Annotated in this window: 18 protein-coding genes and 1 tRNA gene; 8 read left to right on the top strand and 11 right to left on the bottom strand. The window is 62.6% G+C overall.

Annotated features, from left to right (window positions below; genetic code table 11):
• Positions 1-12: 12 nt before the first annotated feature.
• Entirely contained in the window at positions 13-2,367 is a 2,355-nt protein-coding gene (locus tag ATN37_RS16000; protein ID WP_042447716.1) for an MMPL family transporter, read from the bottom strand.
• 71 nt (positions 2,368-2,438) lie between these two features.
• Positions 2,439-3,068, bottom strand: coding sequence for a TetR/AcrR family transcriptional regulator (locus ATN37_RS15995; protein ID WP_007731646.1), 630 nt, complete (start codon positions 3,066-3,068; stop codon positions 2,439-2,441).
• A gap of 250 nt (positions 3,069-3,318) precedes the next feature.
• On the opposite strand from ATN37_RS15995, the gene ATN37_RS15990 reads away from it, so the two are divergent.
• Positions 3,319-4,428 carry a GGDEF domain-containing protein gene (locus tag ATN37_RS15990; protein ID WP_020968182.1) on the top strand — a complete coding sequence of 370 codons (1,110 nt, stop codon included), beginning with the start codon at positions 3,319-3,321 and terminating at the stop codon, positions 4,426-4,428.
• A gap of 12 nt (positions 4,429-4,440) precedes the next feature.
• On the opposite strand, the gene ATN37_RS15985 is transcribed toward ATN37_RS15990, so the two are convergent.
• Positions 4,441-4,896 carry an Rrf2 family transcriptional regulator gene (locus tag ATN37_RS15985; RefSeq protein WP_003943908.1) on the bottom strand — a complete coding sequence of 152 codons (456 nt, stop codon included), beginning with the start codon at positions 4,894-4,896 and terminating at the stop codon, positions 4,441-4,443.
• A 128-nt stretch (positions 4,897-5,024) separates the two neighbouring features.
• Here ATN37_RS15985 and ATN37_RS15980 point away from each other — a divergent pair, with 128 nt between their 5' ends.
• A complete protein-coding gene (locus tag ATN37_RS15980; protein WP_047271543.1) occupies positions 5,025-5,966 on the top strand; it encodes a sterol desaturase family protein in 942 nt (313 codons plus the stop codon).
• Here ATN37_RS15980 and ATN37_RS15975 read toward each other — a convergent pair.
• The 3 genes from ATN37_RS15975 to ATN37_RS15965 all read right to left on the bottom strand — a co-directional run bounded on the left by ATN37_RS15975 (position 5,932) and on the right by ATN37_RS15965 (position 7,428).
• Positions 5,932-6,270, bottom strand: a complete 339-nt coding sequence (locus ATN37_RS15975) for a DUF202 domain-containing protein (RefSeq protein ID WP_050655588.1) — start codon at positions 6,268-6,270, stop codon at positions 5,932-5,934. The two genes, ATN37_RS15980 and ATN37_RS15975, sit on opposite strands and share 35 nt — an antisense overlap.
• Positions 6,271-6,621: a YidH family protein gene (locus tag ATN37_RS15970; protein WP_003943804.1), complete on the bottom strand. Its 351-nt coding sequence runs from the start codon at positions 6,619-6,621 to the stop codon at positions 6,271-6,273.
• Between the two features lie 123 nt (positions 6,622-6,744).
• Positions 6,745-7,428, bottom strand: coding sequence for a YceI family protein (locus tag ATN37_RS15965; protein ID WP_064073560.1), 684 nt, complete (start codon positions 7,426-7,428; stop codon positions 6,745-6,747).
• Positions 7,429-7,673: 245 nt separating this feature from the next.
• Between ATN37_RS15965 and ATN37_RS15960 the strand changes: the two genes are divergently transcribed.
• Both ATN37_RS15960 and ATN37_RS15955 read left to right on the top strand, forming a co-directional pair.
• Positions 7,674-7,847, top strand: coding sequence for a hypothetical protein (locus ATN37_RS15960; protein WP_003943953.1), 174 nt, complete (start codon positions 7,674-7,676; stop codon positions 7,845-7,847).
• Positions 7,848-7,945: 98 nt separating this feature from the next.
• Positions 7,946-9,433 (top strand): DUF1254 domain-containing protein, encoded by a 1,488-nt coding sequence (locus tag ATN37_RS15955; protein ID WP_256933305.1) that lies wholly within the window; start codon positions 7,946-7,948, stop codon positions 9,431-9,433.
• 52 nt (positions 9,434-9,485) lie between these two features.
• Here ATN37_RS15955 and ATN37_RS15950 read toward each other — a convergent pair.
• The 4 genes from ATN37_RS15950 to ATN37_RS15935 form a co-directional block, all read right to left on the bottom strand.
• Positions 9,486-9,576, bottom strand: a tRNA-Ser gene (locus ATN37_RS15950).
• 56 nt (positions 9,577-9,632) lie between these two features.
• Positions 9,633-9,824 (bottom strand): CsbD family protein, encoded by a 192-nt coding sequence (locus tag ATN37_RS15945; protein ID WP_003943869.1) that lies wholly within the window; start codon positions 9,822-9,824, stop codon positions 9,633-9,635.
• Between the two features lie 138 nt (positions 9,825-9,962).
• Positions 9,963-10,424 (bottom strand): nucleoside deaminase, encoded by a 462-nt coding sequence (locus ATN37_RS15940; protein ID WP_003943976.1) that lies wholly within the window; start codon positions 10,422-10,424, stop codon positions 9,963-9,965.
• On the bottom strand, positions 10,425-10,964 hold the full coding sequence (locus ATN37_RS15935; RefSeq protein ID WP_003943823.1) for a tRNA adenosine deaminase-associated protein: 540 nt from the start codon (positions 10,962-10,964) through the stop codon (positions 10,425-10,427).
• 48 nt (positions 10,965-11,012) lie between these two features.
• Here ATN37_RS15935 and ATN37_RS15930 point away from each other — a divergent pair, with 48 nt between their 5' ends.
• A complete protein-coding gene (locus ATN37_RS15930) occupies positions 11,013-11,987 on the top strand; it encodes a prephenate dehydrogenase (protein ID WP_063315232.1) in 975 nt (324 codons plus the stop codon).
• A 26-nt stretch (positions 11,988-12,013) separates the two neighbouring features.
• Here ATN37_RS15930 and ATN37_RS15925 read toward each other — a convergent pair whose 3' ends face one another.
• Positions 12,014-12,601 (bottom strand): putative glycolipid-binding domain-containing protein, encoded by a 588-nt coding sequence (locus ATN37_RS15925; protein ID WP_073512852.1) that lies wholly within the window; start codon positions 12,599-12,601, stop codon positions 12,014-12,016.
• A gap of 238 nt (positions 12,602-12,839) precedes the next feature.
• On the opposite strand from ATN37_RS15925, the gene ATN37_RS15920 reads away from it, so the two are divergent.
• From ATN37_RS15920 to ATN37_RS15910, 3 genes are read left to right on the top strand one after another with little or no spacing between them, the layout of a single operon-like run.
• The gene (locus ATN37_RS15920) at positions 12,840-13,985 is read left to right on the top strand and encodes a DNA cytosine methyltransferase (protein WP_030535749.1); all 1,146 of its coding nucleotides are present in this window, start codon (positions 12,840-12,842) and stop codon (positions 13,983-13,985) included.
• Positions 13,982-14,842: a hypothetical protein gene (locus ATN37_RS15915; RefSeq protein WP_003943911.1), complete on the top strand. Its 861-nt coding sequence runs from the start codon at positions 13,982-13,984 to the stop codon at positions 14,840-14,842. Before ATN37_RS15920 ends, ATN37_RS15915 begins: the two co-directional genes overlap by 4 nt.
• A 10-nt stretch (positions 14,843-14,852) precedes the next feature.
• Positions 14,853-15,257, top strand: a complete 405-nt coding sequence (locus ATN37_RS15910; protein ID WP_030535751.1) for a very short patch repair endonuclease — start codon at positions 14,853-14,855, stop codon at positions 15,255-15,257.
• The last annotated feature ends 4 nt before the right edge of the window (positions 15,258-15,261 follow it).

The raw sequence follows: 15,261 nt of genomic DNA, 5'->3' as shown, positions 1-15,261 counted from the left end.
GCACAGCAGAGATCAAGCAGATGCGGACTGAAGCTCCGCTTCCTTTTCTTCACGGAGGGCCTTGCTGAGCTTCTCGCCCTCGATGTCGACGTTCGGCAGAATCTTGTCCAGCCACTTCGGCAACCACCACGCCTTGTCGCCGAGCAGTGCCATGACGGACGGGATGATCACCATGCGCACGATGAAGGCGTCGAAGAACACCGCCGCGGCAAGCGCGAAGCCGATCGACTTGATGAACGAGTTCGGTTCCGCGATGAAGGCACCGAACACGGAGATCATGATGACCGCGGCCGCACTGACGACCCGGGCGCCATGGTTGAAGCCGATGGTCACGGCCTCCTTCGCGCTCGCGCCGTGGACGTACTCCTCACGCATACGCGTCACGAGGAACACCTGGTAGTCCATCGCGAGTCCGAACACCACACCGATCAGGAAGATCGGCATGAAACTCACGAGTGGTTGCGGGTTCGAGATGATGCCCAACCAACCGTGCTGGAAGATCGCCACCGTCGCACCGAATGTCGCGAGCACGCTGAGCAGGAAGCCGAGCGTCGCCGTCAGCGGAACCAGGATCGAACGGAACACCAAGAGCAACAAGATGAATGCAAGGCCGACGACGACGGCCAGGTAGGGCACCAATGCATCCTTCAGCGTGTCCGAGACGTCGCCTTCGAGTGCGGTCTGACCGGTGATGCCGTAGCTGACGCCGATCGAATCGTTGAGTCCGCCTTCGGCTCCACGAAGGCTGGACACCAGATCCATCGTGGCGGGGTCGGTCGGACCACTCTTCGGAGTGATCAGTACCTGCGCGGTGTCGCCGGCCTCGTTGACCCCGACGACCTGTGCGTTCTGGACGTCATCGAAGCCCGAGATGGTCGAGACGACCTCCGCAAAGGCCTCCCCGGCGGGAACGCTGGCATCCTTGGCGTCGACAACGGCGATGAGCGGTCCGTTGCGACCGTCACCGAAGCCCTCGTCGATCAGGTCGTATGCCTGACGCGCACTGGTCGCCGGGTCACCGGTGGCCTCCGACGGCAGTGCCAGGCTCAATCCCGTTGCGGGCAGAGCCAATGCGCCCAGAAGCACTACTCCACCGATCAGCGGCACCAGCGGACGACGGACGACGGCACTGATGAAGCGCAGAGCCAACTTCGGCTTGCCCGAATCTTCGTCTTCGGACTCCTCAGCGCGCTTGCTGAGGAAGGGAATCTTGCCGGCAAAAGCCTTGCGTCCGAACATACCCAGGATCGCAGGCAGCAAGGTCAAGGCGATCAGAACCGCGATCAGCACGGTAAAGGCCGCTGCCGCACCCATATCGGAGAGGAACGGGATGCCGACGACGCGCAATGCAACCAGCGCGATGATGACCGTCAAACCAGCGAATACCACTGCGGAACCGGCGGTTCCGACGGCGCGACCTGCTGCTTCGGCACGGTTGTCGGTAAGGGTGAGCTCATGCCTGAACCTGGACATGATGAACAGCGAGTAGTCGATCGCCACAGCCAGACCGATCATGATCGCCAGCGTCGGAGTCATCGAACTGAGATCCATGAATCCGGTGGCAACCGTGATTCCGAGGCTGCCGATAGCGATACCGATGATCGCGGTGAGGAGCGGAAGCCCCGCGGCCACAAGCGAACCGAACGTGATGGCCAGAACGACTGCGGCAACGGCGATACCGATCAGCTCGGTGACACCACCGGGCATCTCCGCTTCCTGAGCAGCAGAACCACTGACCTGGACGTTGAGTCCCTCGGCCCGACCGACATCGGCTGCGGAGTTGATCGAATCACGCAACGCCTGATCGAGATCGGCGAAGTCACCGCTGAACGGAACCTCGACGTACCCGACTGTGCCGTCGGCACTGAGCGGCGACAACGCACGCGCGTCGTCCACGGCCTGTGTCTCGGAAGTTCCAGCCGCAGCAGCCTTTTCCTTGAACATCGCAACCATGGAGTCGTTGCCGGTAACCGGATTGACCAACGCCTTCGCGGCCTGTTCCGGAGTGGCAGTCGCCGGGTCCACCTTGGCAGAGTCGGCGACCTTGTCGATGCCACGAATACTCGCGAGCATGTCGTCCATGGCTTTGACGTTCGCCGGATCGGCCAGCGTCGTGCCTGCCGGAGCTTGCACTACGTATCGTGCGCTCAGCGAATCCATAGGATTGGGCGCGTCGGGAAAACGCTCCGCCATCAGGTCTTGCGCCTGCTGCGCCGGGGTTCCCGGAATGGAGAACGAATCCTTGGTGGGGCCGGACAGAGTCGCTGCCCCGACGCCCATCAGGACCAGGATTATCAGCCAAACGCTGAGGACCGCGCCTTTTCGCCGGTAGGCGAACTTGCCGATCCGATAAAGATAGGTGGCCACGACGGGCTCCTTGCTGTTTCGGTGCGTGTACGTGGACAGGTATTACGTGTGGGGCTCAGAGACGAGACATCTCAGGGACGCGACATCTCAGGGGCAGGCGGCGGCGCGGGCAACCCGGCACGAATCTGCCGAAAAGCGTCGTGAACCAACTCTTCCGGACTGGAAGCCTCCGACTTTCCGCCAGTCCAGACGTCGATCACCGACTTAGCGGCTCCGCCCACCGCTCCCAGGAGGAGCGTCGGGTACAGGTCCTTCTCGGCGTCGGTACCGGTGCGCTCCGCCAATGCCTGAACGACTGCACGGTTGATCCGCTGATGCATGTCTGCGGCATCCCGGTAGAGCGCGGGACTCGAATCCGACAGCAGCCAGATACTTGCCTTCTCACTCCCACTCGGACCTGAGTCGTTCACGATTTCGACCACAAGTTCTTCGAGGACGTCGAGAATTGGTTCGTCCGCGGGCCGTGACGCAAGCGCCTCGATCCACAGGTTCACCGATTCCTCGAAACTGGCGAGCACTGCCTCCTCCTTGCTGGAGAAGTAGTTGTGGAACGTCCTCGTCGACACTCCGGCCTCGGAGGCGATTGCGTCAGCGGTGACGCATTCGATCCCCAGCGCACGAGCGAGCCGTGCTGCCGCGCCGCTGAGTGCGGCACGGGTTGCTGCCTTCTTGCGGTCACGAAGGCCTTGTTCGATGATCACCCCAACACGGTACCGAACTTGCAGAGCTCTGCAACTTTGCAGAGGTCTGCAATATTGTGCGATCGAACACACGGCACGGAAACTCGAGGCGTACCTCACACTCACGCACGGCAAATGCCTGAACAGCGCGACAGAGAGGGTTGCGAGCAACTCCACCGCCTGACGCCCCCTGCCAAGTTGACGCGTGAATCAACATGGCCTGACATACTTTGCGGTGAATTAACCGCAATTTGCTCGGCGAAGGAATCTGATGGACCCGCTCCTGCACACCTGGCCGGTTTCGTCCACGGTGATGCTGTGGGGATCAAAGTCCGGACGAGGCTCCGTACTACGTCTCGTCCGTCTCACCATCGGGTTCTGCTCACTCAATTTCTCGATCGTGGCGTTCCTGTTTCTCCTCAGCGGAGAGGGCCCGGACGGACCGTTTGCGCGCAGTTGGCTCGTCGGCATTGCGGCCGTCAACCTGATCCCTACGATTCTCTGGTTTGTCGGCCGAATCAGAGGTTCACGCATGCTCAAGCTCTACGGACTGTGGGCGGATCTCGGAACTGCCTCGGTTCTCATCACCTTCACCAGCCATAACGCCGCCCTCTTCGGCGCGGCACTCTTTGTCGCCACCGGCGCCTACTTCACCTATTTTCTCGATTACCGCTGGTTGGCCTTCCATCTCGCCTTTGCCACGACATTTGTCATCGCCCTGACGGTGCTCGGCCTGACGAACGGCGACTACTCGACAACCAGCGTGATCGCACGCACGGACGTCGTCCTGTGTGCCGTGATCTTCATTCCGGCCACAATTCAGTTCACTTGGCGGCAATTACTCGCGCGCGCAACGGGATCCAAAGTGGATGCGCTTACCGGCCTGTTGAACCGACGAGGACTGTGGGACATGTCGGAGCGCATCTGGTCGGTCGCGTCGGCAAATCGTGCCGACATTGCTGTTGCCGTCGTCGACATCGACAAGTTCAAGGCGGTGAACGACACGTTCGGCCACGAAGTCGGTGACGCCGTCATCATCCGGACCGGAACGCGCCTGCAGGCGCATGTGAACGGTTTCGGTTACGCCGCGCGCACCGGCGGCGAGGAGTTCACCGTTGTGATGATCGGTACTCCGTACGGACTTCGCAAACGAATCGCGACGCTCCCCAAAGCCGTGGTGAACGCCTCCGACGACCCCCTGGCCACGGTCAGCGTCGGCGCAGCGACGCTACCTTTCATCCCACATCAGGAAGAGTTCGATTACAACGAGTTCTCCCGAGCAATCGTTGCGGCCGATCATCTGATGTACGACGCAAAATCCGCGGGAGGCAACACCGCGAACACTGCTCCTATGGCAGTTCCGCGTCGACGGGCACACTGAAACCGGGCTGTATCAGCGCCGATTCCACGCCTCGGGATCTGCCGTCAGTTCGTGAATGAACTCGGGCAACTCTCCACCTGCAACATCGGTGAGTGTGACATTTTCGAGCACAGCACGGAGGTTGACTCGCACTGCAATCCACACCTCCTTGAGGGGCGTTGCCGGTCCCCCGTAGTCGACGTCTTCCGGTCGCTGACCCCGAATCGAAGCCAGCGGTCCCTCGACAGCTCGTATGACGTCGGCAATCGTGATCTCGTCCGCGGACCGAGCGAGCCAGTATCCCCCGTCCGGGCCTCGACGGCTGTTGACCAAGCCGCCGCGCCGCAGGTCCGAGAGCACCGCTTCCAGGAACTTGTGGGGTATTACCTGGGATTTGGCGAGAAACTCGGCCTTGGCCGGGTCAGGACCAACTGCCGCGAGCTCGACCAGAGTCCGCACGGCGTAGTCCACCTTCGCGGTGATATGCACCGGCAATTCCTACCATCGTTCTATGAATAGTCGCAACAAACCTGCGAGTTCTTCGCCGCAAAGGGTTCCCTGACGTTACATTTTAATGCATGATGTAACGATCGGAGCTAAAGAACAGGACAAATCACGTGTGGGAAACCCTTCTCGAATCATGGAAGTCACTGCTCGAACCGCTCCATGATCCCGTTACGCTCGCAATCCCCGCGTTTGTCATCTTCCTCGCAATCGAATGGTTCGCGGCCCGTGCGCTCGAAGATCATCCCGACGACGCCGACGGACGCGCACGGCCGGCACAGGGCGGCTACCGAAGCGCCGACGCCAGAACCAGCGTTCTACTCGGACTCGTGTCGATCGCAACGAGCACCTTCTGGAAAGTGCTGGCGCTGATCGGCTATTCCGCAATCTGGGTGTATCTCGCTCCGTGGCACCTCTCGCCGACTGCCTGGTACACCTGGGTGATCCTGCTGCTCGGAATCGACGTCCTCTATTACGCGTATCACCGCATCGCACACCGAGTTCGAGTCATCTGGGCCACACACCAGGCTCACCATTCGAGCGAGTACTTCAATTTCAGCACCGCACTGCGGCAGAAGTGGAACAACAGCGGTGAGATCATCATGTGGCTGCCGTTGCCGTTCCTCGGGATCCCGCCGTGGATGGTGTTCGTCGGCTTCTCCGTCAGCCTCGTCTACCAGTTCTTCGTCCACACCGAACGTGTCGGAAAACTCTGGCGGCCCATCGAATTCATCTTCAACACGCCGTCACACCATCGCGTCCACCACGGCTCCGACGCCGAGTACCTCGACCGCAACTACGCCGGAATCCTCATCATCTGGGACCGGATGTTCGGAACCTTCGCAGCCGAAACCCACCGCCCCACCTACGGACTCACGACGCCGGTCGGAACGTACAACATCTGGAAGCTCCAAACGCGCGAATATGCTGCCATTGCTCGCGATTGGAAGGCGTCGACATCGTGGCGGCAGCGAGCCGGCTACGTGTTCGGCCCGCCCGGCTGGGCGCCGAAAGCCGAGGTCACTTCAGCAGAATCCACAGCCCCGTCGCACTGAGCAGGAGCAGAGCGACCGCGAGAGTTGCTCCCATACCCAAAGCGGGCGTTGCCTTTTCGGCCGAAAACTGGGCCAACCGCCTGGGCCGCGACCGACGTTCGTAGACCGTCACCGCGACGACGAGCACGGCAGCGACGGACGGGCCGATCAGGGCCACCGACCCGAACTGCGGCAACCATCTCAGACAGGCGGCAGACAAGCCGAGGATCGACAGACTCGTACGCACGAACGAGAGCGATGTGCGCTCGGACTGCAAGCCCTTGTCCGGAGGCTTGACACCTTCCGACGGTTCCAGCGCGGTCAATCAGTTCACGACCTCGACCACCAGGACGGTCGCGCAGATCACCAGCACGATGCCGACGACCGGCGCCATGAGCGGCACCGGCAACGAGCGCTCAGTTCGCAGTGCACGCTCGGCGCTGATCCAGTGGACAAAGGAAGTGATGGCGATCAGAGCACCGCCGACGAGCAACAACGCGGCCAAGCCGGAACGAACCGTCGGGTTGAGAATGTCGCCGCCGAACGCTTCGAGTCCGACGCCCGACGCGACGAAGGCCGTTGCAGTGCGGATCCAAGCCAGATATGTCCGCTCATTGGCGAGCGTGAACCGTGGATCGGGGTCTTCGCCCGTTCGGAACGGTCTCCACCGGGGCATCACCTGTTCATTCCGTCCGGGCAGAGATCGCACACTGCCTTCGGAACGGACAAGAAGAAAGGAAGGTCATGTCCTTAATCTTCCCTGCCCGCCCCGAAGCAGTGCGAATCGGGTGGACGTAATTCAGCTCGCGGCGAGTGAGACCAGGAAGTCCACCGAGCCGCTGCCGTCGACGGTGACGAAACCGAGGGACGGAGGCTCGACTCCGAAATCGGTCCAGGTGACCGGAATCGAGCCCGATGCGATCAGCGAATCACCCGAATGCAGCACGGTCATGTCGACCGACACCGGCTTGGACTGACCCTTGAGCGTCAGCGTTCCTGACACCGTGACCGTCGCCGTTGTTCCGTCCGTCGGTACAGCAGACAAGTCCACCGGCGAGTCGATCGTGAACGTCGCCGTCTGATACGTGCTGGTATCCATCACATTGCCCGTGAACTGGCCGTCGCGCCGATCCGAGTCGGTCTTGATGCTTGCCACCTGCACCGTTACTTCGCCGGAAGTGAGCTTTTCACCCTCGACAACCGCGTTTCCGCTCACCTCGCCAGTGGTTCCGACGACGGTCACACTCGATCCGTTGAGAATCTCGTGCACGGTGTACCCAGCTGCCGTCTGGTTGTCCCCCTGCCCGGCGACGACGGTCCATTGCCCGTCGATCGATCCGGACGCCGCCTCCGCGCCCTCAGTGGACACCACGGCCGCCGGTGCATCGTCTTCAGCGATGAACTTCCCGTACGCCCACGGCCCCACGAGCAGGGCGAGTACGACCACAACTACTGCTCCGCCGATCCACCAGATCTTTTTCATGGGCTCGACGATAGTTGCAGCTTCAACAGTTGTCAGGACTTACGACCTGGGAGAACCCTGTGAAAGTGCTCCACGACCACCGAAGGCGAGCCGCGTCTACAGCCATTAGTAATCATTTGGTAAAGTCGACTGTGCATTCCGGCCCCCAGCCTGGAATGCCTGGGCCGTGCGCATCGAATCATGCATCGATCCCGATGCGCACGGTCTGCCCGAAACACGAATCACACCGATCGAGGGAGCTCGCGATGGCGGACCTGACGCTCCTGACCGACGACGAGTTACGCGAGCGTCGGATCGCCCTCAGTCGATCCCTCACTACCGCAGCAGATTTGATCCCCACCCCGCCACCCTCGTTCTTCGAGAAGCTGAAGCAGGACATCGATGCCGCCGCTGCAGAGTGGATCGCCCGCCGCTCCTGAACGTTCGAATTGCGCACACAGAACCGGTTTTCGATTTCCTCACCGGTTCACCCCGCAAGGGTGATGATGCAGCGGACGGTCACCGGCACCATGACTTCATGGACTCCCCGACCGACTCAATCGCACAAGGTTTCACGCCGGCACACGCTCAACTGGCGAGATCGGCCGGAGTTCCAGCAACGCTCGCCGCTGAGAGTTACGTGGAAGCCCTCGCCCGGATCGTCTATTACTGGGGCTATCCAGCTGTGGACACCTTCGGCCGTACAAACATGTGGGAGATCATGGATGGCAAGACCGGACTCCAACTCGGTCTTCTGCCAGGCGCCGCCAAGAATTACACAGGTGCCCTCACCGACTACATGAGCCCGGCGCAGCGGTGGGTCGTCTCACCCAACAACGACACGATCTACGGCGCAGGATTCGCCGATCTCACCGCCGAAACCGCAGTGATACAGACCCCGACCGAGGTACCCGACGGCCATTACTGGACTATCCAGATCGTCGACGTGCTGACCAATGTGACTCACCAACTTGGTTCGGCGACAGGCACTCCCGGCGGAAAGTTCCTTCTGGTCGGACCTGATTGGGATGGCGAGTTGCCGGAAGACTTCCTCGATGTGCTTCGATCACCGACGAACGTGGCTGGTGTCTTCCCTCGCAGTTTCGCAGCACGTTCCGAGGCGTCCAAGCAGCAGGCGCGGTCGGTGCTCGACCAGATCGGCATGTACCCCTTCAGCGAGGATCGACCCGGCCCGCGGTCCTTCGGCTACGAGGCCCACGCCGCGAACTCGATCTACCCTCAGGGCGTCACCGCCGAAATGTTGGCGGTCGATCCCGACGCCAGTCGACCTCAATGGGTGAAGCCGGAATCTTTCTGGACCGATCTTGCAGCAATGCTCGATTTCAACCCGACCATGGGCGCAGCAGACACCCCGATGGCTGATCAAGCCAAGACGCTTGTCGCACTGTATCGTTCGGACAAGTCGTACCGAGCGCTGCTCGACCGCGCCGCGCTCCGCGCCGACGTCGCCCTCCATCAATCGGCGAGCTACGTCCAAACCGGGGTCGACGCAGGCAACGGATGGCAACGGCAACGCAACAGTGGCCTGTGGGGCACCGACTGGTTCGGACGGGCGCTCGCGGCCGTCATCTACATTTACGTCAACGACTTTCACGAGGCTGTCTACCTCATCCGGGGTACCGACCACGACGGAGCGTTACTCCACGGCCGCGAGCGGTACACCATGACCTTCACAGAAGACGCACTCCCACCCGTCGACCGCAGTCGCGGCGGCTTCTGGTCTCTGACCATGTACGACAAGGACGCATTTATGCTCGCCGACGCACCGGGTAACCGCGTCAACCTCGGCACCGTCAATCTCGACGCGGGCGATCTCGTCTTTCGTGACGGGAAGCTCACCTTGCACCTGTCTCACGACGAGCCGACCGATCCGGATGCTCGTGCCAACTGGCTACCCGCTCCGCACGACGAATTTCGACTGATCATTCGCAGCTATGTCCCCGACAAATCAGTCCTCGATGAAACCTACCGATTCCCTGACGTCGTCCGAGCAACGGGACTATAGGCGCCACCAAGCACAAAAAAGCTCCCCACCTGCGTGAACAGGTGGGGAGCTTTGGCGGTGGCGGAGGGATTTGAACCCTCGGACGGGGGTTACCCGTCACACGCTTTCGAGGCGTGCTCCTTAGGCCGCTCGGACACGCCACCGTTGGTGACTTTACCGGATGGAGTGCCCGTGGCTGAAATCGCCAGGTGGAGCGGTATTACGTGAGCTTGTCCTTGATGCTGGACGCGGCGTCCTTGACCTTCTCGCCTGCATCCTTGACGGCCGATTTCACCTGGTCGCCCTTGCCTTCGTTTTCGAGGTCCCGGTCACCGGTAGCGCTGCCAGCAGCTTCCTTGGCCTTGCCCCCGAGGTCTTCGGCCTTGTTCTGAGCCTTGTCTGCGATTCCCATGAGTACTCCTCTGTGAACGCGAACGAATCGCCTTCCGACGATCCGCCGATGCCCTGACGGCATCTGCCTCCACCATGCCCTCGATTGATGGATCCGGCTACCCGAGTGTGCGATCACTCTCAATGGGGAATGCCGAATTCAGGCCCGCTGCTCGCGGAAGAAATCTTCCAAAAGCCCAGCGCATTCGTCCTCAAGGACCCCGCCGCGCACCTGCGGCCGATAGGTCAATCTTTTATCTCGAACTACGTCCCATAATGATCCGACGGCTCCGGTTTTCGGCTCCCACGCCCCGAAAACGACCCGAGAAACCCGGGCGAGGACCAGAGCGCCCGCACACATCGTGCATGGCTCGAGGGTCACGGCAAGCGTCGCACCTTCCAGGCGCCAGCCGTCACCATAGGTTTTTGCGGCAGCACGCAACGCGAGGATTTCGGCGTGCGCGGTCGGATCGGACGACGCTTCCCTGGCATTGGAGGCCCGAGCAACTTCGACGCCGTCTGCGTCGAACACCACTGCCCCGACCGGGACGTCTGCGTCGGAGGCGGAACGTGCGGCCACGATGGCCGCACGGATCATGCGCTGGTCGTCAGCGAGAGTCATCTAGCGCGGGAGCTTGTCGAGCGCTGCGCCGAACTCGGATGCGAACCCGAGTCGCTGCGCGATCATCCCCAACTGCTCGTCCGGATAAAGATCGGTCTCGGCCGCGATGACGGCGAGCACGGGTTCCGGCAGGCCCAGATCGGCCAGCACGGACAGATCGCCCTCTTCCCAGGGTTCGACATCGTCGAGGTCGTCCGGGTCGATGTCGGGGATCTCGATGTGCAAGGCGTCGAGGACATCGGCTGCGATGTCGTAGTCGATGGCGGCGGTCGCGTCGGAAATCAGCAACTGCGTGCCCGACGGCGCCGGACGCAACACGATGAAGAACTCGTCGTCGACGTCGAGAAGACCGAAGACGGCACCCGAACTTCGCAGCTCACGCAGCTGCGTTTCGGCGGCCGAGAGCGAGGTCAACGCGTCGGGCGTCAGTGCCTTGACCGTCCAACGCCCCTCTTCACGGACCACCGCGACACCGAAGCCTTCAAGCTCCTCCGACTGGTTCGAAGAGGCGCTCTTGTTACCCGCGCGCTGTGCACCCATGGCGCAACGGTAGCCCGCCTGGTGCCAGTGAGTGAAGTCCGAGCATCGATGTGCCAACCTGAACTCGTGTCTGCGATCGATTCCGCCCCACCAGTCTGCGTTCTCGGCCTCGGATTGATCGGCGGTTCGCTACTTCGCGCCGCCGTCCGATCCGGCCGCCGGGCGTGGGGTTACAACCGTTCCAGCGAGTCCGCCGACGCGGCCCGAGCCGACGGTTTCGACGCCGACACCGATCTGGTTTCAGTGCTGCAGAGAGCAAACGAAAGCGGCGCGATCATCGTGGTCGCCGTGCCGATGCCTGCCGTCGACGCCACCTTGGAGGCAATCGCCGCGCATGCGCCCGACAATCCGATCACGGACGTCGTCAGCGTCAAGGGTGAAGTGAAGGCCGCGGTCGAACGAGCGGGCTTGAGCGCCAAGTTCGTGGGCGGTCATCCGATGGCGGGGACGTCAGCTTCGGGTTGGGCGGTCGGGGATGCCGATCTGTTCGTCGACGCGGTATGGGTTGTTGCCACCGACAGCGGCGTCGACGCAGACGTGTGGTCGCAGGTCGCCGACCTTGCACTCGACTGCGGCTCGGTCGTCGTGCCGGCCGAATCTCTCGAGCACGATCGAGCAGTCGCGCGAATCTCGCATCTGCCTCACCTGCTCGCGGAAACGCTTGCGATCACCGGAGCTGCCGGAGGCGAACTGGCTCTCGGGCTGGCTGCCGGATCATTTCGCGACGGCACTCGCGTGGCCGGGAGCGCTCCTGGCCTGGTGCGGGCGATGTGCGAGGGCAACCGCGACGCCCTGCTGGTCGCGCTGGACGAGGCGCTCGACCTTTTGCAGGGTGCACGTACCGATCTGCTCGACAACGGCTCGACGGCACGATTGGTGGACGCAGGGTTCGCGGCGCGCGGCGCCTACGAGTCGCACGAGCGGTGGGACATCGAAGACGTTCAGGCCGGAGAACCCGACTGGATCAACCGGATGCGAGACGCCGGTCGACGCGGCGGCGTCATCCGGCGATCCGCAACCTAGAACTACGCAACCTAGAGATACGAAACCTAGATACGAGTTGCCAGACCCGGGTAGTCGAGGACAAAACCTTCGGTGTCGACGGACAGCGTCGAGCTGGACACCGGGGACAGCACACTGATTCCGTCGGCGCCGGAGCTGTAGGTGATGGTCGCACCCTCGACGCGCAGGTCGAGGAGATTGACGTAGACGACCGGGACCTCGGCGTCTTCGATGTCGTTCTGCAAGCCGACGCGGCGGATGGGCAGCGTGTTGAAGAACGGGCTGAGGATCACGTCGACATCGAGTGCGCCATCGAACGCAGAGCGCTGGTGACTGGCGCCGTTCTCGACCATCCAGGTGCCTTCTTCGTCCCGGCTGATCGACATCTGACGCTCACCGGCGGCCAGGGCGGTCCGCACGGACAACCGGCGGGTGATGCCGGCCTCGTCGGTGACCAGGTCGTACGACGCGCTGAATGCCGGGTGCTCACTGCAGGCTCCACCGATGATCCGGCCGGAAGCCTTGATGCGATTTCCGTTCAGCTGCACACGAACAGACTCCATACGAGGAGCGTTGTGGGCCTGCCAGGTCAATACCGCGGGCCAGGACGCGTCACCGGAAGGTTGGATGCTCACCCGACCACGGTAATGGACGAACGGGCACGGAGCACCGCTGGTTCGGGTTATTGCTTCGATCAGGGACCTTTTAGGGACTTCGATCGGCCCCGAAGATCTCGATGTAAGGCGTTTCACAACGGTTCTTCCGTAAGGAGCACGCCGCGGACCGAATAGTTGGCAAACGGTGTCGGAGTTCTCGAGTACCGTGCTTCTAGGTCGGTTCGTGAGGAAGGGTGCTGTGACGTCGTCGCGGAGCATGGTGGGTTTGTTTGCCGGTATCGGTGGTCTCGAGTTGGGGCTCTCGGAACATGGGTGGAACACCGAACTGCTGTGTGAAATCGATCCGGGCGCGCAGGCAGTTCTCCGTTCGCGTTTCGCCGACGTGCCGTTGCACGGTGACGTCACCAAACTTCGCGCGCTGCCCAGTGACATCGAATTGGTGGCCGCCGGTTTCCCCTGCCAGGACCTCTCTCAGGCCGGCAAAACGGCAGGCATCACCGGCGCACGCTCAGGCCTGGTGGACGAGGTGTTCCGTCTGGTCAAGCGCAAGAAGGGCCCGCGCTGGCTGTTGATCGAGAACGTTCCGTTCATGCTCCAGCTCGGCAAGGGCGCCGCCATGCGGCACATCACCGACGCCCTCGAAGACCTCGGATACACCTGGGCGTACCGGGTGGTCGACGCCCGCGCCTTCGGACTCCCCCAGCGTCGCCAGCGAGTCATCATGCTTGCCTCGCGCACAGACGATCCCCGCGAAATCCTGTTCGGCCAGGACGCCGGCGAGCGCCTGGGTGGCGATCCCGCGGACTACCCCTGCGGCTTCTACTGGACCGAAGGCACTCGCGGTCTCGGATGGGCCGTCAATGCCGTGCCGACGCTCAAGGGCGGCTCGTCCGTCGGCATCCCCAGTCAGCCGGCAGTCCGGTTGCCGTCAGGTGAGATCGTCACTCCCGGTCTAGTCGATGCCGAGCGACTGCAGGGTTTCGATCCCGACTGGACGCTGCCGTCCGTCGAGGTTCCCGGCCTACGCCACAGCCATCGCTGGAAGCTCGTCGGCAATGCCGTGAGCGTGCGGATGGCGTCGTGGGTCGGTGGCCGGTTGAGCGATCCCATCGAATACGACGCCGCGGGCGAGACGCCACTCGAACCGGGCGACGCCTGGCCGAGTGCGGCCTGGGGCCGTAACCGCCAGGCCTTCCGCGTCCATACCTCGACCTGGCCGGTCCAGTACGACTACGAGGATCTGAGCGGCTTCCTCGAAGACACGCGGTTGCTGTCGGCTCGGGCCACCGCCGGCTTCCTCAAGCGCGCGCGCATGGGCAATCTTCGGTTCATCCCCGGTTTCATCGAGGACGTCGAAAGCCATCTGGAGCGGATGGGCGGATACCCCGAGGCCGCAGCATGACGGACTCGCTGTTTCCCGAACCTGAAACGCTGTTTTCCGAGCCGGAACACGAACCACTGTGGAGTGCACTGCAACTCGCGGGCGACAAGCCCCCGGCCGACGCCGATCGCGGCGAGAAGAAGAACTACGCCCAGCGACTGTCCAATCAACTGGCACAGACGGTCGCCGACGCTCTGCGTCCGCTGTATCCCAACATCACCCCGACGGCGTCCGGAGAAGGCCAGGAGGCAACAGTCGATGTCGCCAAGGGCCGAAAGCGCTTGGACGTCAAGGCACTCGACCCCACTCTCGGCCTGATCCTCTGCGTCTCCATCAAGACGTACAACTTCCAGGACTACAGTCCCCGCAGCGGCAAGCTGGGACGGTGGACCAAGAACATCGTCCGCAACGACCACGAATTGCGTGGCGAGGCAATGGTTCTGCATCAGCGTCAGCCGTACAGCGTGTTGGTCGCCGTCATGTTCGAGCCGTACGCCACGTGCGACGACGGCGACCCGACCAAGACCAGCGACACCGGCAAATCCTCTTTTGCACACCACGTCACGACGCTCTCGAAGCGCTCGGGCCGAGGCAAGCGCGCGGTGGTCGGCGTTCCGGGAAAGGCCTGGGTGGATCTCGGCGCCGAGGACACCCGCTACGACCTCTTCGAGAAGGTCTACATCGGACTCTACGAACCCGATGGCGCAGTTCGGTTCTTCGACGTCGACGAGCCGCCGCCGCGCAACGGACGCCCCACCGAAGCTCAGACGCTCTCGTTCACCGACTTCGTGACCGTCGTGCACGGTGAAGTGGAGCGTCGCAACAGGTTTGCGCCCACCTGGTCCGATCCCGAAGACAGCGAAGATTCCGACGGCTGAGGGAACCACGGTGCCTGCGACGGATCCTGCCACCAGCGCTCGGATGAGCGCTCAGCGTCGGCGCGACACCAAACCCGAAATCGCACTTCGACGCGAGCTGCATCGACGCGGACTCCGGTACTTCGTGGATCGGGCGCCGATCAAAGGTGTTCGCCGACGGGCCGATCTGGTATTTCCACGCCGCAAAGTCGCGGTGTTCGTGGACGGATGCTTCTGGCACAGCTGCCCGCAGCATGCGACGTTTCCCAAGAACAACGCGCAGTGGTGGACGGACAAGTTGGCCGCCAACGTGGTTCGAGACCGCGACACCGATGCACGTCTGGCAGAGCAGGGTTGGACCGTCATCCGCATCTGGGAGCACGAAGATCCGCTGGTAGCGGCCGAACGCGTCCAGAAAGCCCTGCTCGGTCCGTAAGCTC

The sequence above is a fragment of the Rhodococcus sp. MH15 genome (assembly GCF_019266045.1).
Lineage (GTDB): Bacteria > Actinomycetota > Actinomycetes > Mycobacteriales > Mycobacteriaceae > Rhodococcus_F > Rhodococcus_F qingshengii.
The sequence above is the reverse complement of the archived record's forward strand: the minus strand, read 5'-3'. Positions and strand labels throughout refer to the sequence as shown.